The 21,314-nt window shown below is 65.6% G+C and carries 21 protein-coding genes; all 21 read right to left on the reverse strand.

Going from position 1 to position 21,314, the window contains the following annotated elements:
• Positions 1-2 precede the first annotated feature (2 nt).
• Positions 3-1,112, reverse strand: coding sequence for a DUF4226 domain-containing protein (locus AB0M14_RS33430; protein WP_365003039.1), 1,110 nt, complete (start codon positions 1,110-1,112; stop codon positions 3-5).
• 293 nt (positions 1,113-1,405) lie between these two features.
• Positions 1,406-3,145 carry a type VII secretion target gene (locus AB0M14_RS33435; protein ID WP_365002614.1) on the reverse strand — a complete coding sequence of 580 codons (1,740 nt, stop codon included), beginning with the start codon at positions 3,143-3,145 and terminating at the stop codon, positions 1,406-1,408.
• Positions 3,146-3,151: 6 nt separating this feature from the next.
• Entirely contained in the window at positions 3,152-3,487 is a 336-nt protein-coding gene (locus AB0M14_RS33440) for a hypothetical protein (RefSeq protein ID WP_365002617.1), read from the reverse strand.
• A gap of 83 nt (positions 3,488-3,570) precedes the next feature.
• A complete protein-coding gene (locus tag AB0M14_RS33445; protein WP_365002620.1) occupies positions 3,571-3,900 on the reverse strand; it encodes a type VII secretion target in 330 nt (109 codons plus the stop codon).
• A gap of 67 nt (positions 3,901-3,967) precedes the next feature.
• The gene (locus AB0M14_RS33450) at positions 3,968-6,127 is read right to left on the reverse strand and encodes a hypothetical protein (protein ID WP_365002624.1); all 2,160 of its coding nucleotides are present in this window, start codon (positions 6,125-6,127) and stop codon (positions 3,968-3,970) included.
• The gene (locus AB0M14_RS33455) at positions 6,124-6,432 is read right to left on the reverse strand and encodes a hypothetical protein (RefSeq protein ID WP_365002627.1); all 309 of its coding nucleotides are present in this window, start codon (positions 6,430-6,432) and stop codon (positions 6,124-6,126) included. The genes AB0M14_RS33450 and AB0M14_RS33455 overlap by 4 nt, the downstream gene beginning before the upstream one ends.
• Entirely contained in the window at positions 6,429-6,782 is a 354-nt protein-coding gene (locus AB0M14_RS33460) for a hypothetical protein (protein WP_365002630.1), read from the reverse strand. The genes AB0M14_RS33455 and AB0M14_RS33460 overlap by 4 nt, the downstream gene beginning before the upstream one ends.
• Positions 6,779-7,459, reverse strand: coding sequence for a hypothetical protein (locus AB0M14_RS33465; RefSeq protein ID WP_365002633.1), 681 nt, complete (start codon positions 7,457-7,459; stop codon positions 6,779-6,781). Before AB0M14_RS33465 ends, AB0M14_RS33460 begins: the two co-directional genes overlap by 4 nt.
• Positions 7,456-7,797 (reverse strand): hypothetical protein, encoded by a 342-nt coding sequence (locus AB0M14_RS33470; protein ID WP_365002636.1) that lies wholly within the window; start codon positions 7,795-7,797, stop codon positions 7,456-7,458. The genes AB0M14_RS33465 and AB0M14_RS33470 overlap by 4 nt, the downstream gene beginning before the upstream one ends.
• Positions 7,794-9,185, reverse strand: coding sequence for a hypothetical protein (locus AB0M14_RS33475; RefSeq protein ID WP_365002639.1), 1,392 nt, complete (start codon positions 9,183-9,185; stop codon positions 7,794-7,796). Before AB0M14_RS33475 ends, AB0M14_RS33470 begins: the two co-directional genes overlap by 4 nt.
• A 15-nt stretch (positions 9,186-9,200) precedes the next feature.
• Entirely contained in the window at positions 9,201-10,712 is a 1,512-nt protein-coding gene (locus AB0M14_RS33480) for a hypothetical protein (RefSeq protein ID WP_365002642.1), read from the reverse strand.
• Positions 10,713-10,722: 10 nt separating this feature from the next.
• The gene (locus AB0M14_RS33485) at positions 10,723-11,271 is read right to left on the reverse strand and encodes a hypothetical protein (protein ID WP_365002645.1); all 549 of its coding nucleotides are present in this window, start codon (positions 11,269-11,271) and stop codon (positions 10,723-10,725) included.
• A 137-nt stretch (positions 11,272-11,408) separates the two neighbouring features.
• Entirely contained in the window at positions 11,409-12,227 is an 819-nt protein-coding gene (locus AB0M14_RS33490; RefSeq protein WP_365002648.1) for a class I SAM-dependent methyltransferase, read from the reverse strand.
• Between the two features lie 23 nt (positions 12,228-12,250).
• Positions 12,251-13,159 (reverse strand): transglycosylase SLT domain-containing protein, encoded by a 909-nt coding sequence (locus AB0M14_RS33495; protein ID WP_365002651.1) that lies wholly within the window; start codon positions 13,157-13,159, stop codon positions 12,251-12,253.
• Between the two features lie 7 nt (positions 13,160-13,166).
• Positions 13,167-14,039, reverse strand: a complete 873-nt coding sequence (locus AB0M14_RS33500; protein ID WP_365002654.1) for a hypothetical protein — start codon at positions 14,037-14,039, stop codon at positions 13,167-13,169.
• A 9-nt stretch (positions 14,040-14,048) separates the two neighbouring features.
• Entirely contained in the window at positions 14,049-16,253 is a 2,205-nt protein-coding gene (locus tag AB0M14_RS33505; protein WP_365002657.1) for a hypothetical protein, read from the reverse strand.
• Between the two features lie 53 nt (positions 16,254-16,306).
• Entirely contained in the window at positions 16,307-18,835 is a 2,529-nt protein-coding gene (locus tag AB0M14_RS33510; RefSeq protein WP_365002660.1) for an ATP-binding protein, read from the reverse strand.
• Complete coding sequence (locus AB0M14_RS33515; RefSeq protein WP_365002663.1) at positions 18,835-19,293, reverse strand: hypothetical protein; 459 nt, start codon at positions 19,291-19,293, stop codon at positions 18,835-18,837. The genes AB0M14_RS33510 and AB0M14_RS33515 overlap by 1 nt, the downstream gene beginning before the upstream one ends.
• Complete coding sequence (locus tag AB0M14_RS33520; RefSeq protein ID WP_365002666.1) at positions 19,293-19,553, reverse strand: hypothetical protein; 261 nt, start codon at positions 19,551-19,553, stop codon at positions 19,293-19,295. Before AB0M14_RS33520 ends, AB0M14_RS33515 begins: the two co-directional genes overlap by 1 nt.
• Before the next feature lie 15 nt (positions 19,554-19,568).
• Positions 19,569-20,531 (reverse strand): conjugal transfer protein, encoded by a 963-nt coding sequence (locus tag AB0M14_RS33525; RefSeq protein ID WP_365002669.1) that lies wholly within the window; start codon positions 20,529-20,531, stop codon positions 19,569-19,571.
• Positions 20,532-20,661: 130 nt separating this feature from the next.
• Positions 20,662-21,312, reverse strand: a complete 651-nt coding sequence (locus AB0M14_RS33530; RefSeq protein ID WP_365002672.1) for a pentapeptide repeat-containing protein — start codon at positions 21,310-21,312, stop codon at positions 20,662-20,664.
• Between the last annotated feature and the right edge of the window lie 2 nt (positions 21,313-21,314).

A 21,314-nucleotide genomic window follows, 5' to 3' on the forward strand; every position in this document is an offset into this window, starting at 1 on the left:
CCTCATTCCACCCACCGCGTCGCTCGATACCCTTTCGGCAGTGGCGAGATCTGTACAGGGTCACCGGCGTGGATGACGCTCGGAACTCCGTTATAGTTCCCGATAAACATCTGAACGTGCCCCGGCCCGCCGGGTACTCTCTTGTTCCATTGAGCGTCTGGATATATGAGATCTCCTGGCTTGATAGATCTCGGATCGACCGGCCAAGTTTCCCGGTACTGGGCGAACGCGTTATGGGTCACCTTCTTTCCCGCCGCGGCCAACGCAACCTTCGTCAGCCCGGAGCAGTCGAAGTTGATCGGCCCCGTTGTGTTTCTCTTATAGCGCTTGCCCAGATGCTTCATCGCCTCGGCTATCGCTGCTCGGGCGGCCGGATGCATATCGCTCTTCGGCTGCCGGAGATCCGCGCCGTACTGGTCGGTGAGCCGGTCCACCTGGGCGGCGATCTCCGCTGCCTTGGCTTCGCTGCTGCCGACGAGCGCATGCGCCTTCCGTAGACCGCGCGCGACGATCTCGTCCTTCTGTTTCTCGCCGGCAGGGGTCATCGCGCTGTCACCCAGTGCCGCGATCTGGGTGAGCATGTCGATGCGGATCTGTTTGAGCGCTGCCGCGGTGGCCTGGTTTCCCTTAGCCAGGGCCGTCATGTAGGTGTTGAGCTGGCCGTCCAGGTTCCCGATGGCGGCTAGCCGGTTCTGCAGGAACAGTTGCCGGCGGAGGTAGGGGTCGGGGACAGTGCCGTCGGCGGCGATCCCGGCGCCGGTTCCCGCAGCTCCCGCGGCGGCTCCACCACTGCCGTACAGCGCCTCGAGCGCGTCGATAACCTTCAGCACATGGTCCGAGGTCGGCGCGGCCGTGCCGGCGCCACCACCTCCTGCACCACCACCGAGCATGCCCGCGAGCGAGCTCGCGAGCATCGGCGCTGCGGCAAGTGTCGAAAGTGCCATCGGAGCAACGGTTTCGACGAGAGAACGATCGACCAGCGGTGGCACCGCTGTCTTCGGGGCGGCAGGCGGCTTCGGCGGCGCGGGCGTCTCGGGACCGGCCGGCGGAGGAGCAACCGGCGGCTCTGCTTTGGGCAGCGCATTCGGTGGCGCGAAAAGCAGATTCTGCACGCCGACCAACAGCTGGCCTGGGTCCAGGTCCCCTGGCACAGGAATCGGGTGACCCACAATCCCATCGACGGGGACGACCGGAGATCCGGAGGCGGCTGCCGCGGTCACACCCGCACGCGATCCCGCGGCAGGCGACGATTCCGCTTCCTGCCCACGATCTCCAGCGACGACTACCGCGCGCGCCAACCCAGACCAAGGTGTCACCTGGGCCGCGGGCCGATCGACCTCAGGCAGTGTCTCAGCGCTGGTCACGTGTACCTCCCGTCCGGCTCAGACCCTTCCGCGTGACTGTCTCAGGCCCGCTTGGGCGCTGTCGCGCGGTCGGAATCCCCATCTCCTGGCGCGGCTGCGCTCGCGCCTTTCGGCGGACCACTCGCTGCGCGACCCGCAGCGGTGCCGAGGCCCAGTCCAACCGGCCCGCGGTCGAATCCCGGAGCAGTCGCAGTGAGCGGAACGAACTGTGGATGGTTCACGATCTGCTCGTACGCATACACACTGTCGCGCAAGCACTGCCGGGTCGGCTCCTCGGCCAGCAGCAATACCAGTTCGTTGCAACGCCGCTCGAATACAGCTCGGCGCAGCGCGCCGTCGTCGTCGATTCGCAATTCGCCCAGGGGAATTCGGCTCGCGTCTATGCGGCGCACAGCCATCGCCACGCCCAGCACGTCGTTGGCGTCACGTAGTTCGTCCCACCACTGTTGCGGCACCTCGGTTTCGGAATCGACGGCGGCGATGACCCGTTCCCGCAGCCCCCACATTCCGAGCTCGCCACGCCCCGGTTCGTCGCTTCCGAGCAGTTGCTGCGCTTCCGCGGCCAAGCCGTTGCAGCGGACGCCGACCTCCGAATCCGGGGTCTGGGCAACGAACTCCAGCGCGTCGGAGGAACCGGCCAGGCCGAGCCGGTCGGTGGTGTCGGGTGTCCATACCCGAAGGTCCGGTTCCGGGGTGGGGCCGATGTTCCCCTGCGTTGCCACCGCGTGCCGACGCAGGTCAGGGTCGATCGGTCCAGAGGAGACCAGCGCGGTCAAATTCGCACCGGCTCGCGGGCCCCATCGAGTGCCGAACTCCACCAGGATCCGAGCCGGATCGGCGAGTCCCTCCCAGCGCGCCGAGCCGCCGTCCGAGCCGTCGGCAAGCAGGTCGTCCCACACCCAGGGCGTCGACACCTCCTGCGGCACAAACACTCCGGCGGGCAACCAGCCGCGCCCTTCATTCGAGGTGAGGAAGACACCGATGCCGTCCGCACCACGCATGACCGACACCGCCCAGGTCAGCCCAGCCGTCGTGGAGCCAGCCGCGGCCAGGACGGCGCTCAGCAGAGTACGGGCGATCACGAGGTCCTCGTCGACCGCCTCGCCCACGACATGGGCGGGCTCGGCGGCCTTGTCCTTCGCTGCCGATACGGCCGCGGCGAACGGTGTCGGCACCGGCACGGGCGGGATATCCGCGCGGCCCGATGCACCCGTCGGTGGACGTTCGGCTCCGCCGCTTCCAAAGGTTCCCGATCCGCCCGCACCTGGCAGTGCTGACGAAACACCCTGTGGTGCTGCGGTTGCCGCCAAGGGCGTCGACCCAGTCTGTGCGGGGGTTGCGTCCGGCCGGTCTGGAGCCGGCGTGGCGGCGACCGGTGCCGGGCCCGCGGCCTGGACCGGGCCCGAGTGTTCGGGCGCCGTCCCATTCACTCCGCCCGGCGCACCAGTACCACGCGTCGGTTCGGCGTCCGGAGCTCCGGCGGCGTGAATTCGGGCTGAGTTGCCGCTGTCGGTGCGCTCGTATGCGTCCGCGGCATCGCGCAGTGCTTGTGCTGTCTCATCGTGGTCGTCGGCCAGCGCGAAACCGGCTCGTTTCCGCGCGTCGAAGAATTCGTGCACCGATTTATTGACCGGGTCGTTGATCGTGCCGAACATCGATTCGAAATTGCGCAGCCACTCGTGCGGTGGCTCGGCCCATTCTCGGATCTTGTCGGCGACCCGCGAATGGTCGGCTGCCAGCCGACGCATGTCGGCGAGATCGATGTCCAGGCTCTCCGTCACGACGGCTCAGCTCCTCTGCACCTGAGTGCCGACGGCCACGATCGTTGCCGCGCTGTCGCTGTCGTTGCTCAGAACCAATGCCTTGGCGTGGCGCAGCACCTGGCCGATCAATTCGTGGCGGCACGCGAGATCGGCGTAGCCCGAGGCAAGCTCGTTACGATAGGCATTCACGAACTCATGGCGCATAGGTTCCCCGCACTCGCCGTGACTGTCGTGGTAGCGGTCCAGCCACAGCTCCGTTTCCGGTGGCCGCACCAGCTGCCGGAAGTAGCTCGCCGCCTCCAGGTTCACCCTTGCCAGCCGATCTACCGCATCGAGGTCGAACGCAAATTCAGCCGCCACCGCACACCTGCTCTCTCGGAACCCGTTCCGCCCATTGTCGATCGTTCCCACTCGTGGGAGCCCTCGCGCAGACGCCGTTGTAGCTAATACGGCCGAGTACCCTGCATTTCGCGGTCGATGGCCCGGATATTTGCCGACATTTCGCTGTCGGTCTCGTCATACGCGTCAGCGCCCCTGCGCCTGCCGGCGGCGATTCCCTCCCGCGCAACGGCGTTCGCCTCACCTTCCTCGGCACGCCATTCATAGAATCCGCACAGCGCGACATACAGTGCGTGCGCGACGTTTCCGCACTCGGCGGGAAACGCCTCCAGCTCCGCCGGTGGAGCCTTCATGGCTCGGTCCTGCGCGGCCGCGGCGTCCTGTTCCGCGCCGTGCCGCCGCCAGTCGTCGGTGTCGACTCGGAGGTTCACCATGGCACACGTGTCCTTTCATCCCCAGTGGACCTCATTGTCGAGCCTTCCCAACGCCGGGAGCAGGGACCTATCTCGGCCTGACAGCTTGTGCGGCGTTGTCCTGGCCGGCGGCGGGAAGTAGCTGACTGTGCGCGTAGACGGCGTCGCGCAGGGTTTGCCGTGACGGATCCTCGGACAGCAGCAGGACGAGTTCGTTGCGCCGGCGCTCGCAGACCTGTTCGTAGAGCACGGCCACATCGGCATTGGCTGTGCCAGTGCCTGATTCGTTGGCAACAGCTCGGCCGAACACACGCCTCCCCAAGTCAGCCCGATGCGTGCGCAAGGTCGCGGTGAGCAGAATATCCGCGTCCTCGAGTTCATCCCACCAAGCCGCCGCGATCGGCGTGCCCGCGTGGTATGCGTCCAGGATCCGTCGCCGAAGTTGGTGCAGCCCGTTCTCTTTCGAATAGGCCGAACCCATCGGTTCGGCCCGAGCGTGGGCGTCCGAGGCCAGAGCCAGGATCTCGGCAGCGATGTTCGCGGTCGGCGTCCGGGCTACATCCGCCAAGAGGCGCGCAGCCCCTACCAGCCCCAGCCGATCCACCAAACCTGGTGCTGGAGCGCTGAAGTCGACCGTCGTCGGCCCCGGCAGCGGACCGGCCCATGGAACGTCGCGGAGTCGCTGGCGCAAACCGATGCCGATCGGCTCCGACGAGGCGAGCGCCGTCAGCCGGGCGCCCCGCTCACGCCGCACCAACTCGCCGAACTCGAGCAGGATCCATGCCGGATCAGGGTGCCTGTCCCAGCCCGCGGTGTCCGCACTCTCCCACGCCCAGGGCACCGAGAGCTCGCGCGGCAGATACAACCCCCGCGGCAGCCAGCTCCGCCCCTCGTTCGAGGTGACGAAAACGCTCACGCCGGCCGGGTGCCGCATGGCCGACACTGCCCAATTGAGCCCAAGCGTGCCGGTGCCGACGGCCGCAAGCACACCGCTGAGTAGCGTCCGCACCAGGACCAGATCGGCATCGACGTCATCGCCGATCACGAAGTTCGGCGCGGCCGCAGCCAGCATCGCCGCCCCGAGCGCATCGCGCAGGGTGGCGTCGCTGCCCTCATTCGCGGCTGGGCCGTGGACGCCCGCTCCGCCGCGCGAGAGCTGGCCGGGTTGCCCTGTCCCGGTCGGCGCGACGGCCGCGATGCGTTCTCGTCCGTCGTGCCTCGGAGCATCCACCGCCCCACGACCCGGGTGCAGATTACCTGCTGCCGCGCCCGCCGGCCGGATGGGCGACGAAGCAGCCGGGGCCTGAGCGAGGTTCGGCGGGATGCCGGCACCGATCATCGGCGGCGGGCCCAGCACCGGGTCGGTCTTGACGCCCGGCGCACCCAGCTCCGGCGCCACGCCCACCGACTCGTTCTCGCGCTGCTCCCGAGCAGAAGTCGTCGGCTCACTCTGCGAAACCGGCCGCCCAGCGTCGTCGATCCGATCCCCCGAGTTGGTCGCGCCACCCGCCAACGGCGGCTGATAGCGTTCTCGCCCAGGCGATTCCGGTTCCTCGAAACTTCCGACCGGTCCGATCAGAGCCTGCGACATCGCCCCAGGGCCGCTGCCCTCGCGCACGTCACCGGCGACCGGAGTCTGGCTGAAAGCGGGCAATGGTTGCGTCGCTCCGCCCGTCGGCTGCAGCTCCGACCCGCCGGGTGCCGGGCGCCAGCCGGGCACCGGGGTTTGCGCTATCTGCCGTCCCGGCCCGCCGAGCAAGTCGGCCAGCAACATGAGCGCTGGTTGCGCGATCCCTGCGACGTGACGACGGGCGGTGGCCGCGACGTCGGCGACTTCCGAGCCAGCCTGTCGGAGAATGGACTCGATATCCGCCGGTGATTGCTCCGCCGCGGCGATTCTTCGCAGCGCCCGGTCGAGGATGTCGAGCATCTGGTGTCGCGTGCGGCGCACCAGCTCGGCTGACTGACCGAATGCGTTACCCGTGGCGTCCAGCGCCGAGCTCAGGGTTTCGGATCGCCGTTGTTGCCCGCGCAGGTCATCGCCGAGGGCTTCCAGGCCCGCGCTCGCGCGTACCGACGCATCGAATGCTCGCCGCGCACTATCGATTTCGGTATCGCGGCGCAGGTCGCCGGCCGTCGTGCGGGCCACCGATTCCAGCTGCCGCCAGTCCTCCGGCGAGATCGCCGGCCACTGCCCGCGCAGTATCGCGTCGCGATAGGAGTCCTCGGCTCGCCGCTCCCCGGTCACATTCGGATTGCCTTGGCATTCAGTTCGTCTGCCGCGATGAGCGCCGCGAGCGCCGCCCGCACGGCGGCGACCGAGCGGTCCGCGCGTTGTTCCTGCGCGGCCGCGCAGGCGCATAAACGCTCGGACAGCGCATCCCGAACCGCGAGCAGGTCTTCGTCCAGGGTGGAGGCAGGCTTGTTCTGCACAACGAACCGCGCGGTCGTCGACCGGACCTCGTCCGCGTGCGCCGCCAAGGCAGCGCCGAGGCGCTCGACGTTCGCCAGAACAGTTGCGGGATCATCGATATCCAGCACCGGATCGTTCACTCCGGCTGGCTGAACTCGGCGCGCTCGGCCGCGAGATAGGCTGCCTCCGTGGGCAAATCGAACGCGTCGACGGTGTAGGACGGCACGCCCTTGTACTCCATTTCGGCCCGCAGACCTACCCGTGACTTCATGTGCGCCAGGGTGGTGATCCGCAGAATCTCGGCGGACAGCCAGGAGTCACCCTGGTCGCGCGCGGCGTCGGTCAGGTGCAGTCCCCGCACCTGACCTTCGCGGTCACAGGCCACTCCGACGGTGTGATCCGGATTGAACACCTCGTAGGACATCGCACGCCAATCAGGTTCCTCGGAGTTCTGGTCTTCGAAATCCGGCTCGCCGGGTATCTCGCTCATGTGCTGCGCTCCAAATGTGTTCTGTCATCCAGTGTCTCGGTCAAGGCAGCCCAGACCGGCTCGTTCACGCCGAAGACCGTCCGGAGCGCCCAGTACCTTGCACCCAGGTACATCTCGCCGACGCCATCGGCATCCACGTCGAGGTGGTCGGGACCGTCGGAGTTGGAGTTCAAAGCGATCGTGGTGATCGGAGGGTGGCGGTCGTCGACATTGATCACGGTGCCGCCCGTGCCCGGCAGAAACGCGTGTACACACCGATCCCCCGCCGGGACCGCGAAATCCGCGCTGTTGGTGGTGAGCGCGACCTCACGGTTCAGTAGCAACTGCGCCACCCAGGAGCGGATGATCCGCACCGGGTCGAAGGCGTTCACCGAAATATTCTGCGCCACAGCTAGGTCCACGACCAGGATGCTCTCCGTGAGCGTGACTCCCACGACGACAAGCCGTTTTGAAGTACCCACCGGGTACGGCAGGTCGTCAGCGGTCAGCGTAAGCACATCGGAGCCCAGCCCGACTCCGGTGACCGGATGACCGGTCACCGAACCGGTCGCCACATCGATGGTGTACGCGCACAACGGATTCGGCATTCGCTGCGCGATACCGGCCAATCGGGCCAAGCCCTCCTCGTGCAGCCACCGCACAGTCTCGGCGACGGTCACCGCAGCGGGTTCGGTCATGACGGGGCCGCCGCAGGGTCGGCGGCATCGATGAGATCCGACGGGATCGAGTCGTTCATGATCGCGTGATGCTGGCGTGCCGCGTCGGCGGTGCTCTCCCCGATCGCCGCCATGATCTCCGCGGTGAGTTCGGCTGTGGTGAACCGAGCCGCCGTTCCCGGCGCCAGATACAAACCGGTGAGCCGCCCCATCGCGTCGACCTCGGGGATGACCGCACCGCTCGGTGATGGACGGCGGGCCCGGACCTGATCGATCCGCTCCCGCAGATCGGCGATGCGGTTACGCAGGTCGCGCGCCATGTCGAGGGCAGCTTGCACCTCGGGGTGAATCGAACTCATGCGGTACCTCCGGAACGGGTGGGCGACTGCGGCGCCGGAGTCGGCGGTGTCACTGTCGGTGCGATGGTTGGTCTTTCGCCGATGACGAGGTCGGTATGCGGAGTGTCGTCGACATACATCAGGCGATCCGGATGCCAGGCGACGACTCGGTTGCGTTCGTTGTTCGGTCCGGCACCCTGGCCCATACCTGGCGCCATCGGCGCGTACGGCATATACGGCATGCCGGTGCTGCGCATCGCCGAGCTGGTGGGCAGGCTTGCGCGCGGTTCGACAGCGGCGGCTCTCGGCAAGTTCGCACCCGTCGTGGAGGCCGCTGCGCTCACCGCGGCGGCGGGCAGGACTGTCTGCGCGGCCACCGGTCCGGCGGCGGGCGTACCCGATGGGTAATAGCCGGGAGAGGCTGGGCTGTAGGGGTATTCGTCGTCGTAGAGTCCCTCTTCGAGGTAGGGGTCATCGACCGGGGCAAGCTGCTGACCGGCCGAGCTCAAAGCACTGATCAACGGCAGCATCGAGCTGAGCGCGCTGGCGTCGCCGCCACCGTTCTGCCCGTCCGCCGGACTCCGGCTCGCCACCGCGCTCTCGTAGGCGCCGGCCGTCTCCGCTGAGCGGGCATGCAACTCCCGGAACTCGGCCAGCGCCTTCTGTATTGCGACTTCGTCGTCGGCCCGGACCGCCGCCAGCAGCTTTTCCCGCACCGCGCGGATCTCGTCCGGGGTGGGGTGCTTGTCCTTCGCGGTCTCGAAGTCCCGCAGGTACGCGTCGATGTCGTCGGCGACGCCCGCGAAGCGCATACCGGCCTCGCCGAGTTGCGTGCCGTAGCGTGAAAGTTCCTCGGCCGCCGCGTATCCGTGTGGGGTCCAAGCTCGGAGCACGTTCTGCGTCACCGTCAGCTGATCGTTAGCCGCAGCGAAGGGACCCGCGAGGAACGCGCGGATATCCCGAGCGAACTCCGCTGACGCGGTCGGCCCAGGGCCTGCGCGCAACTGCCGTGCGTAGGTCAGCATGTCGACCGGGACGCCGGCCGCCGGACCGATCGCAATCGGTCCCGCCCACAGCCGCCCGGGCCCAGGCTCCGGAACGGGGTTGCTCAGGAGATCCGCGCCCGCACCGCCGATCAAGCGCGCACCGTCGTCATCGGCGCGACTGTATTCCTGTGCGGCCTTGCCGATATCGTGCGCGGTCCGGTGGGCGCCACCCAACAGATCAGTCAAGGCCTGGCGGTCCGAGCCCGCCCGCGCGTCCAACCGGGGCGCCTCCACCGCCGACGTCCGGTCCACACCCGCCGGCACGACCTGACCGGACGGAATCGCGGCCTCGGTCTGGGCGAGTACCCGCGCCAAGGCCGAAGCGGCATCGGCCTGCGCCCGTGGGTCGACGTTGAGCTCCATACCTATGCGTCCCTGTCACGTCGCTGTCGGCATTGCGATCGCCGGCGGCGTCGCCGCAGCCGCGGGCTCGGGCGGTGCGGACGATGCGTTCGACGGCTTCGCTGCGGCCGCAACCTCGATCCCCTTCGGATGGAAGAACCCCGCGAAATCCCCGAACTCCCCATCTCCATCCCCTATTTTGGCGGTGAACGGCTTCAGCTCACCGATCACGACAACTTCTAGGGTGCCGCTGGATTCGGTACCGAACACCGCAAGCAACGCCGACCGGTTCTCCCACACCGCGACATCACCGGTCATGGACTGATACGGGTCGACCCGTTCACCCGGATCCTCGATCTTGCCCTTCACCTTGGGCCAAGTTGCGGGTGTCTCCACGTACGCCGCATGAGCATCGGTGCCGCTCTTGTTCGCGAACGCTTTGTCCAGTGCCTGAGCCACGACCACGGACACCTTCTGCGTGCGACCGTCGGGGAAGGTGTAGACCACCGCACCATCGGGTCCCGGCGTGCGCGTCCCGGCTGGTGTTCCGGCACCCTGCCCCGCCGGTGCGGACGCTCCTGGCTGCGTCGGCGAATTCGGCACCGCGACCGGCGGTTTCGCCGCACCCGCACCGGGCTGCGGCGGAGCTGCGGGCTCGGGTACAGCTTTGGCCTTCGGTTCAGCTTCCTTGCGCCGCCGCAGCAAATCACGATCGGACAGATTCTGCCCCATCGCGCGCTGCATCAACATCGGCAGCAGCGAACTCATCGCGCCCAAGCCTGAACCGAGACCCGAACCGACCCCCGAATTCGCGGCCTGCGTCCCGACGTTCCGCAAGCCGTCCAGAGCTCGGTCCAAGGCCGCTGTGGCATCCTTACGCAAGTCGGCAGCGCCCGTTCCGAGCCCTCCCCCACCTGGGCTCGATCGGTACAAGAGATCGTTGAGTTGCTGCCTGGCGGCTTTCAGTTCCGCTTCCAGTTCCTTGATACGAGCAGTCGTGGCGTCTATCTTTCCGGCGCCATCCTTCGACACAGATGAAGCAGCATCGGCGATTCCTCTCAGCTTCGTGACCCCCTCGGTTATATATCCCCACATATGCTCGTCCTGCCGCTGGCCAGGCAGCGCCGGCGTGGGCGCTTTCGCATTGATGTCGGTCTGAATGGAAGTGTTTATGAGTTCCTGCGCCCGCTCTGCCTGTTCGCGCATGTTGTCAACGAACGGTGGAATTTTCCCGGTGGCATCCGACAACTCCTGGAGAGCGCTCCGCAGCCTATTGGATGTAGCCACATAGTTCCGAAAATTTGCCCGCACCTGAGGGCTGACGTCCGGCCCATCGGGAACACTCAGCCCTTTGGGAAAATTCATCCTCGGAGGATTACCGAAACTATCGTAGACACCCCGATAAATTTGCGGAAGCCCTGGATATTCGCCCGATCCCGGGAGCCCCTCATACATCAGCCGTGTCGGCTCGCCAAATTTGTAGTCCATCGGGTACGGCGGGTCGGTCGACTGCATGTTCGGCATTTCCAAGTAATTCATTTCGCCCACGGCCGCCGCCTCATACCCAGGTCGATGCTAGTTTTCCGACACCATTGCCGATGATCTTGGTTGGCAGCCAGACCGGCGACGCCTCTCCACCAGCACCGTTCGGTTGAAGCTTGTTCTGCGCAAACCAAGTACCAACCCCGCTTCCGAGCGCTTTCCCGCCGTATCCGTAATTCCGGGCGAAAGTCTGGCCGCCCTGGATAGCGCCATAATTGTGTCGCATAGTGAAGATCGGATTGCGCAGATTTCCCAGTCCTTTGACCGGATCCATGGCAGCGGTGAGCCCTTGCTTTCCAAATTTTCCAGCGCCCCAACCGATCAGCTTGCCGGCCCCCATGCCGACAAGCCCACCACCCAGTCCACCGAGTCCACCGAGAACGGCAGCTTGCCCGAGCTCCGGGAACGTGAATCCGTCGTCATCGTTGATCGCTTGAACGATGACATTCGCGAGCGCACCCCCGACAATTCCACCGACTCCGGGAAACATGATCGTTGCCGCCACCGGCAAGGCAAAGGTCAGAGCACCTTTGCCGATTTCTCCCCAATCCCACCCGGAAGCCATCGGAGCTCCTCCTTCCACCTATGAGACCGGTCCGGCAATCACCACCCGGGGCTGCGCACGTCGTCGTCTTGTCCTTCAGGGCACACCCGGTCCAATTATCAGGTGTTCCCAGTCATGGAAACGACTGATCTAAGCCCCTACACCCCGCATCTCCCCGTCACGAACGCGATTCGATCGACGAAGTCGAACGAATCCCCGGGGTTCGGCATCGCCTCGATGCCTTGCTCGAGTTCCTCGTCGTCGAACCTCGACAGCACAGACAGATAGCGGCTGCGTACCATGCGCACATACCGGGACCGAGGAATCGACAACCGGTAACTCCGATACTCCAACTCGACTGCGAGGCCCGCGGCCCGCATCTCCTCCGCGACAACTTCTGGATCCGGCTGCAACTGTTCGAACAGATCCAACGCGTCCGGGAACAGCGGGTGGTCGATTCTCTTGGGCGCCATGACCACCAGCAGGCGCCCTGCGCTCGACAGCAATTGCGCCAGCCCCACCAGCACGGTCCGCCGATCCACCATGTGATGCACAGCTTCCTTCACCAGGACCGCATCGAAGATGTGGTGTGGCAGCTTGACTCGCCCCAGTACCAGATCTTCGGCCGACGCCTGCAAGGTGACACAGGACGGGATGGGCGGAAACTGACCGAGCATCGCGGCCGATGGGTCGGCGCACAGCACCCCGGCTGCCCGTTTGGCCAGAGCACGACTGAAAAGGCCGGTCCCGCATCCGATATCCGCGGCCCAGCCGTGGCGTCCCGGTAGCGGAAACAAGCGGGCGACGATAGCGGCGCTCATCCACGACACGAACTCGACACTGTGCGACCAGTTCTTGTCGAATTCGCTTGCCAGTCGCTCGTAGTGCGCCAGTTCGGGCCCGGTCACGGGCCGCACATCATTTCGGTTGTCCATGAAAGACAAAGATTCCACAGACCTTGAGCGGCGAATTGCCAATACTGAGAAGATGTTTCAGACGATCAATAGCCGACGTAGGACCTCCCCTGCCGCAGCCGGACGATACCGGGTACATTGTCCAGCGACCCGTATCGATCGATTGCGTAACGCACCCCGGCAACGATGTTATCCACTGGATTCCAAATATTGCGATGCCCCGGCAGCGCATAGGAATTGAAGGTGGGATCGATGGTTTGCATGAGGCCCTTCGAGGGGACGCCCGCCGCCGCGTTGCTGTCCCATCGGTTGATCGCATTGGGATTGCCGCTGGATTCGTGCTGAATGATCGCCGCGATCGCCGCTCGATCGATCCGTCGCGTGTCATAGCCGTTGTCACGCAGCACTTTCAGCGCCTGATCAATCCATTGCCGCTGCGAACCGCTCGGTCTTCGAAGCGGCACGCCATGATTGCCGGCGCCGGCAACCGGAGCAATGCTTCGACGCCTGGTGCGCCGGTCGGGCCGGTAGCGGCGTGACAGCTCGGCCACCCGATCCGAGGTCACCCTCGACGACACCGCTCCGCGCTCCGCTACCTCGCTCGCCCGTCGCAGTGCACGGTCCGACACCCCGAGGAACCGATGTCCGGCTGCCGCACTGTCAGGCACAGTAGCCAGTGCGGTCAATGCGGCATTCACCTCCGCCACCAGCGAGCTCACCAGATGACGGCCATCGAGCGTGGCCCCGGCGGCACCTGTGAGCAGTCGTTCCCATTCCCGGTCCACGCGTGCCAGCGCCTCGACTCGTCCCTTCACGGCCGGTGGATGGGCTACAGCCAAGGAGCTGGCGGAGAAGGACTGCGGTACATAGCGAGTGCCTGTCTGCGCGGTCGGGTTGCCCTGGCCGAAACTGCTGGCGATCGAGGCCAGCGCATCGAGTGCCGGCGCGGCGAATGCCGCACTGCTCCACTGCGATTCCGACTGCGTTGCGTTCACGGCATGCTCACCCCGCCTCCGCCAGCACCCGCTTCACGCGGACATCGTTCCGTTCCGGCAGCACAGCCACGACGAACCGACCTGCGGAGTCCTCCAGGGTGACCATTCTCTCGTCGTCGACGGCGATGCCCACGCGCGTCGGCGCACCATCCCGGTAACTCCAGAAGACCAGGTCACCGGCCGACACCGCACTCGAGTCGACTCGCTGGCCGCACAGACCTTGCGCTGCAATGGTTCTCGGCAGAATCACGACTTGATCGACAGAATCCGTCATGCCGTACGTGCGTCGGTCACAGCGTTCATCGCGGGCATCGACGGGCAACCCCACACCGGCATCCGGTATCTCGGCAATGTCCGCGTTCGCACAATGCCCGGTGAGCACCGCAGTGGAGGCGAGGTGCACCACTGCACGGGTCATGGCCGCGGCGCTCTCCGTGGCCACCGAACGGTACTCGTGTCCCGCGAAAGCCAGCGCATGTCTCCCAGCACACTCCACTCCGATGCCGGTGGCGCTGGTTCGCAACGGCGCGAGCTGAAAGGGCGCGTACTCCATGGCCGCCACACAGGCGTGAAGCCAGCCCGACACCGGGGGGCCGCTGGCGGTCGCCAGTCCCGCATACGGGTTCGTTGCCGGAATACCGGACGTTCGAACCGGTTTCATGCAGGGCGATGACTTGCTCGCGGCGCTCTGGCGCACTGTCACCGAGGGATCGGGACCAACCACACTGTCACACTGGCAGCTCACAAAGTCCTTGGTGCCGCCCAACACAGCGGAACCCAACAACACTGGTATCGAGACCAGCACCACTATCGCAATCAGGGCGGCGAAGATCGCTTTGGATGTTCCATTCCCGAGCCGCCCTGGCAGTGTCCCCTGCATTTCCCACCTCTAAACTGAATAGATGTCCGCCCCTTGGGTGGGGTGAATGTGATCGAGGATTTCGTGCATATCCCGCAACTTGAACAGCTTCCTATAGGCTTCCTCCACCGCATGTTTCTTACCAAGTTCGGATTTTGGAACCGAACCGTGCATGCGGACAGTGCGTACGAAATCTTGCGCCGCTTTTTTGTACCGCTCGTTCAGCTCCTTGGCGATCGTTATTCTTGTGCCCGCCCCCATAGAGTTCCATACGTCAGCCTCGGTGCCGCCTTTGTTTCCGACCTTCAGCAGCTCTTCCCTCAACTGTTTGGCTGAATGAGCATTTCGCAGCACCAGATCGACCATCGTCCTGTCGACCGTCGCACCCTCAATCCTTCGAAGCAGCGGAGCCAGGTTTTCGTCCATGATCTGCGAGGCAAATTCTGCTTGCTCGGCATATGTCAGGAGGCTACCTTTCGCCAAACGCGGCTCGATGAGATCGACGCTTCCGATGATGGTCTGCGCGGGTTTGAAGGCAAACGGGCTACTTCGCGCCGCCCGATTCCCCTGCAGATGGAGCGCGTTGGCCGCCAGCACCGCGTTATTCTCGGGGATTCCGCCCCACATCAGCGCCCGGACCCAGGCTTCCTTCGGGAGGCCTTCATCGGTCAGTTCATCCAGCGCACGGACGGCTGTTCGTGGATTGTTCAGTCCGCCGTGCTCAGCCGCGGCGTTCCTGATGACGTGAATCCACCGCGATCGCTTCACAGCGTTCTCCCGGTACTGGTCGATACGATCCTGCGCGACTTTCGCATTCGCCAATGCGCTGATCTTGTTGGCCCGTGCCAACGGACTCAGCGGATTCGGGGTTCCAGCCAGGAGCCACGCCAAGGGCGCGGACGAGTTGAGGGTGTTAAGTGTCCCCAGGTCGGCCATCACACCGCCTGCGTTCGTGGCGCCCATTCCTCCACCAGAACCGCCTCCGCCCCCAGCGCCGGAGCCTTCGCCGCCATTCCGTACCGCGGCCGCGACTCGGTCGGTGAGGAATTCACCACGAGTGTGTATGGCCGCGCTGACCTTCCGTAGCTGTGGTATCGCTCCCGCCTGGACCACCGCGCCGATGATGAGCACCGAGGCGGCTTGGTCGGGACCTGCTTGCCGCGCGAAGTTCTCGGTGACCAACAACCACAGCCAGATGACGACGATGTGCCCGACCATCTGCGCGGCAAGCACGCCACCGTGCACGATCGGCCCGATCACCAGTCGCGGGTCGGCGTACCCCGGTCCCACACACGCGATTATCAGGCGAAATCCTTGGATAATTCCGCCACAGGCAGCGACGGGGATGCGCACAGCCAAATAGCAGAGCGTGCCCAACTGGATGAGGGCAGCGATCAGCAACACCAGGCCGGCCCCGACCTGACCGATTCCCGGGTTGTCGGCCGCGACGGCGGCATCGGCGGCTCCGCACCCACGCAGGCCGTCCTTGATCCGGTCGGCATCCCCCGACCGCACCCCGTAGGACCACGCCGCACGGCACGCGGGCTGAGTGTCCACGACACGGCCGAAGTTCCAGGCTTGCACTACGGAACGCTGCGAACTCGCCATCCGCTCCTGGAGCTTGGCGGTCAGGCCCGCGGGATCTGGATCGGAGTCCCCGGTGAGTCCAGCCGCCAGGGACACTCCCAGATCCCGGCCCACCACCAGCACCCCGTGCGAGGAAAGGGTCTCACCGAGCGGCTGCGCCAGAACCAGCGGCGCGAACACCGCCAGGCACACCATCCACAAGGTCCGCGATGTGGCGGCCGCGAACTTTCCGCGCATCAAGTAGAAACCGATCAGGAGGCCGCCGATCGTCACTACGGTGGCGATCAGCAATGGTGTGTCGAGTTGCTCGGTCAGCTGTGCGGCGACGCCACGTAGCGGTTCAGCGATCAGGTCGAGCCACTGGAAGCTCAGGATGTAGCCGATCAACCAGATGCCGATGATGACAATCGTCAGGTATCCGGTGAGTTCGAGATCGATGATGAGGGAGATCGTGCTGTCGATCGGGTCGAGGAAACTGTAGTTCGACGCGAAGATATAGTCCGCCAACGCGACTCCATCGGAATCGCGAATCTCCATCCAGCTCAACGCACTGTTGCCGATCGCCCCGCCGCTCGGCTCCGGCGTCGCGGCCCTGGCGATCGCACCGACCACACCAGGAAACACCAGTAGTCCGACGACGCCCAGCATTACGAAGACAACTCGGCGTCGCCACCGCGAGGCAGCGATCCAGGCACGAAACCTCACGGCGCGCCCCGGCGAGGTAGTGCGGGCCAACGACTTCCGGCCATCGAGGTCGGTGTGCTGCTGATCGCTTCTGCCCGGTCCGCTCTAGCCGGCCCGAACACTTTCCCGCGGCCGATCCGATTCAACGCGTCGCGCATGAACATCTCGCCGCGACGTTCCTCCGGAACCTGGCGCCCCGGGCCGACCGGCGGCGAGGTTTCCTCGCGCAAGATCTGGACCAGGTAAGGCGCTTCCTCCAGGTCCACGCCGAGCCAGGCCAAGCTGTTACGTGCCAGGGTGTCATCGCGCTGCCGGAAGACGAACCGGTTCGGAATCAGATTGTGGGCCGCGCCCTGGAAGTCCGTTGCGGGATCATGAGACGCCAACCCGATGGCTGCCAGGTGTTTTCGTCCATCGCGACTGAAGTCCGAGGTAACCGCCGCGCCGACTTGCGTTTGCGTGAAATGGTGCGCCTCGTCGCCCACCAGCAGCCCGAATCGTCCGTTGTCGGTCAGGAAGGCTTCCCTGGCCGCGACGCCCACCAGCTCGTACAGTGCGGTGCCGAGTCGCTTGGTCAGCGGCAATCTGTTGTAGAGGTGCGGCGTGGTGAGCTCTTCGGCGGTGGGCAGCGCGAGCTTGTGGCTGCGGACCACGGTCGCGGCGGCATTGAGACGCAAAGGCTTCAACGTCGGATCGAACAGCACGGGAACCCGTTCGATCAGAGATTCCAACCGCACTGCCAGATCCGCGAAATCGGCGCCCGCCCCAGCGCGGTCCCGCAGCTGGCCGGCTACCTGAACCAGGTCGAGCAGACTTCGAATACCGTGCTGCGTCAACCCCTTCACGCTCAGCAAACTGCCCGCGGCGACGCCCGGCCCTGAAGTCGGTGACAGATCGAGCAGCGGAAGAATCGTGTCCAAAGTCCGCTCACCCGCCACCCGTGGATCGAACATGCGCAGCGGGTCGAGCGAGACAGTGGGGTTCGACAGATCGATCACGATCGCGTTGTCGATAGCGGTGGCGAAGTGCTCCCACTCCCCTACCTGGCTACGATCGATCGCGAGAAACTGACCGCCCATGTCGTGCACCAGCACCGCCATCAGTTTGAGGAAATAGGACTTCCCCGAACCGAGTTCACCGGTCACCGCGAAGGATGCCGACAGGTCGTGTAGGGCGGCCTCCATGATCCCGAAGTGAATAGGCTCGAAATTGCCGGACAGCAGATTGACGCCGATCACCGGTCCGCTGTCGTCACCGATCTGGTTCGACACGAACGGCACGAAGCCAGCCCACATATCCGAGGGCACGATGTGGGCGAAGTCGTCGTAGGCTCGCCGCGGCGGGCTGCCGGGCACGAGCATCGACCACAGGTCGACCTGGGCTCCGACAGGCGCGGTCATCTCGACCTGAAACCGCTTGTACCGTCGCTTCAGCGCGTTGACGGCATCGATGGTCTTCTCCGCCGAGGCGCCGCCCACCGCGATGACGGTGGTGAAGGTTACTTCGGACTCGCCACTGTTGACCTCGAAGTGATTGTTGTACTCGCCGAGCAGCTGCGCCTTCGACATCAAGGTGTTCTGGGCGAACGTCACCTCCTGGTCGCGCTGATCCATCTGCTCACCGAGCCGGCGTAGGCTCAGTTCGTTGTTCTTCAGCACCACCTCCGCCGGCTTGGTCGATATCCGCATCCCCCAGTCGATGGTGATGCCGTCGAATCCCTCGACCACATTGAGGAATTCGCTGCCGCCCGGAAAGTTCATGCCCGCGTAGGGGAACGAACGGGGTGTCAGCATCGCCTGATAGGACGGCGCGTAATCCGAATCCGGTTGCAAGATCTTGATCACCGGAACGAATGACGGACGCACCCGTCGCGAGCTGTCGGTTTGCGCACCCTCGTCCAGTGCCGCGGCGCGAAAGACCGCGGCGGTCGCGTCTTCCACGGTGCCGGCCCGCGTCGGCGCCACCGGATCTCCCCCCGCGCCGCGCCCGAGATAGTGCTCCCACAGCCATTGGAACAGCGCTGCCGGAACCGGTACCGGATCGAATTCGCCGCCGATCCGGGACAGAATCGTATTCGCCTGCTTCTCATAGAATTCCAGGTCCATACGTGACAAAGCTGTAGCGTCGACGGTTGCCGTACCGCCCCGCCACAGTCGCGCCAATGCCGAGCTTCCTGGATTCGCCGAACCCACCGGAATGCTCAGCAAGTGAATGCGTGTACGTGGCGCGATCGCACACACCCGGTGGTAGGAGACCACGACCTCGTCCGCGTAGTCGGGACAGTCCTCGAGATCGACACCCTCCACCATTTTGCTCAGGACGTCGAGGGTGTTCTGCTGGGCTTGGATACCGAGCAGCAGCGACCCGTCGGGCAAGTTGTTCACCAGGGCGTGGTGCGCCGACTTGACCTCGAATTTGTCACCGGCGCCGCGTAATCCGTATCCGAGCGGGTTCACGAAATAGGTGGCTGTGACCAGTCCGGCATGGGTGAACTGGAGATGGCCACGGATCGCGGCGGAGGGCTGGAGGTCGCGTCCGAACGTCATCAATCCCCTCCCGCAAGCGGAACCAGCGGTACGGAAACAGGTTCGGCTACAGCGCCGACGCCCTCCCTCGGGAGAATCAGGACCTCGGTCGCTTCGATCCACAGCGTTGCCCGCGCGGAATCCGAAGTCACCGGCATTCCCGAGGCGGAGACCGGCTTACGCAGCACTACCAGGCGGGTCAACCACACCGCTCGTGACAGCACACGGACGCCCGTGTACGGCACCAGGCCGACGGCGAATACCACCAGTACCGTGAGTCCGAGGCCGAAGCCGAAGCTCACCGCCGGATTGGCGGGCAACACCATCGCGCCCGCCGCGGTCAGCAGCAGCAACACCGCCGCTGTGGCCGCTTGTGGCAGCGTGTATGGCCCGAACGGCAGTTTCTGCCCGTTGTGCGCCTTGCCGATCATGGTGGGGACCCGCTTGATCGGGGTGTACACCTTCACCAGCACACCCATCAGTACGATCCGATGAAGGGGTAGTCCGGGACGATGCTGTTCGAGTCGGCCCGCACGAAATTGATCAGGCTCGGCAACACCCAGACCGCCACCCCGGCCAACAATGAAGACGCAACCACCAGAATTGTCTGCCCCGGTGACAGTTTCGACTGTGCCGCACGGGTGACGACGGTGAAGATGGCGATCAGCGCGATCGCGACCACCCCGCCCAAACGGACGAAGTTCAGCACTATCTGCAGGATTTGAAGCAAGCTGTACACGGATGCGCTCCTCGGTCAGTTCTGGGTCGCCGGTGGTATCCGCACCGTCGTCGAGGCTGCGGTCGTGCTGGTGCCGGCAGAGGAGTTGGGTGCGAGCTCCCGGGTCTCGTGTCCCTGCACCACGGTCACCGGATCGGCGAGAGCCGGTATCGGATCCATGGACCGCACCTGCCATTGCCCGCCGGAGCGGACCAGGGTCAGCGGGTACGCCAGCGGAGCCGTCGCGCCGCCATCGGCCTTCGGTGTCGTCAGCACCAGCACGCGAGCCTCCGACCTTGTTGCACCGCAACCGGAATCGTCTGATTGCACCGTGACCGCCTGTAACGCGGCGAACGGCGCCGGGCGCAGCGCCACGATCCCGGCCTCCGGCGACGTGTAGCGGGTGACGTCACCGGCTCCGGTCAGAAACGCGGTCAGGAAGCCCGAGGCGACCTGCGCCACCGGGGTTTCAGTGCCACAGGGTGTTCCATATGCCTGAGCCAGGTCCGCGCCGCGCGCGGGCGGGGCCACCACCGCGGGCGCAGACAAGGCGCGCAACCGGCCATCAGTCACCGAGATACCCACCCGGTAGTAATGGCGTGGTTGCTCGGCACCCGCTTTCCCGAAACGGACGGCGACCGTCACCGCCCACACCTCCAGGTTCCCGGCGGTAACCGCCCGCGCCACATGGGCGACCTCGGCGTCGGCGACCTGCCTGCCCGCGGTGGGCAGGCTCATCTGCTGCCCGAGCCCGACGAACTCGGTCAGCCGCTCCTGTTGTGCGGCACCGGAACTCACGTAGGTGGTGACGAATTCGCGGGCGAAGAAGCCCGTGAGCTGAGCACGTCCCGCCACCTTGGCCGGGGGCTCGTAAGGTGGCGCCGGGGGTTCCGAGGACAGCATGTCGAGCAGCGCGTGACCGCCGCCGAGCACTGCCAGCACGGCGAGTACCGCGATCACCACATTGTCGCGGCGGCGGCGGATCGCGAGTTGGTGCAACAGATCTGGACCTGAATCGCGCCCTCTGCCAGCAGTTTTTAGCACTCTTCAGATGTTAGGGAGATCTGCGGAGTGAGGTCTGCGACGCATTCTCAGTGGCGGGAAGACACCCGGGGCCCGCCAGTTCGGCTCACTCGACCACGTGCACTTCAGGTGCTCCGGCGGCAGCGAACCAGTCTTCCAAATGGCGGCCGCCCAAGAGCCGGTCGGCGTCGACGTAGATCGGGCCGCGCACCTCTCCATGCGCTTCGGCGATCTTCGCACCGGACAGCTGTGCTTCCGTCAAGCGAGTGGGAGTCGGACCGAAGTGACATCCGCGGAAGTCCACACCGCGCAGGTCGGACTCCCGGAAGTTCGTGGCGCTCAGCTCACAGCCTCGAAGATCGGCCTGGCGCAGATCGGATTTCACGAAACTGGCTCGGAAGAGGTTGGCACCGGCCAGGATTGCGCTGGCCGCCTCGCACCCATCCGCCTCGGCCTTGTGCAGGTGGGCAGCGGACAGATTCGCATTCCGCAGCTTAGTACCGAGCAGGGTAGCGCGGTCCAGGTCGGCCCCAGCCAGATTCACACCGTCGAGATCGGCGACCGCCAGGTAGGCGTCCGAGAGGTCCAGGTCACGCAGATCCGCACCCCGGAAATCCAATCCGGCTCCGCCGAGCGTGCCCTCTGCACTGTCATCAGTGTCGCGGACACGCAGGTAGTCCTCCAAGGCCGTCCGCGCGGCCGGGTCAGAAGGCCACGCGTGCACCTGATAGGAACGTTCCCGGAACTCCTCCACCACGC

The sequence above is a fragment of the Nocardia sp. NPDC051832 genome, assembly GCF_040681285.1.
In the GTDB taxonomy this organism is placed as follows: Bacteria; Actinomycetota; Actinomycetes; order Mycobacteriales; family Mycobacteriaceae; genus Nocardia.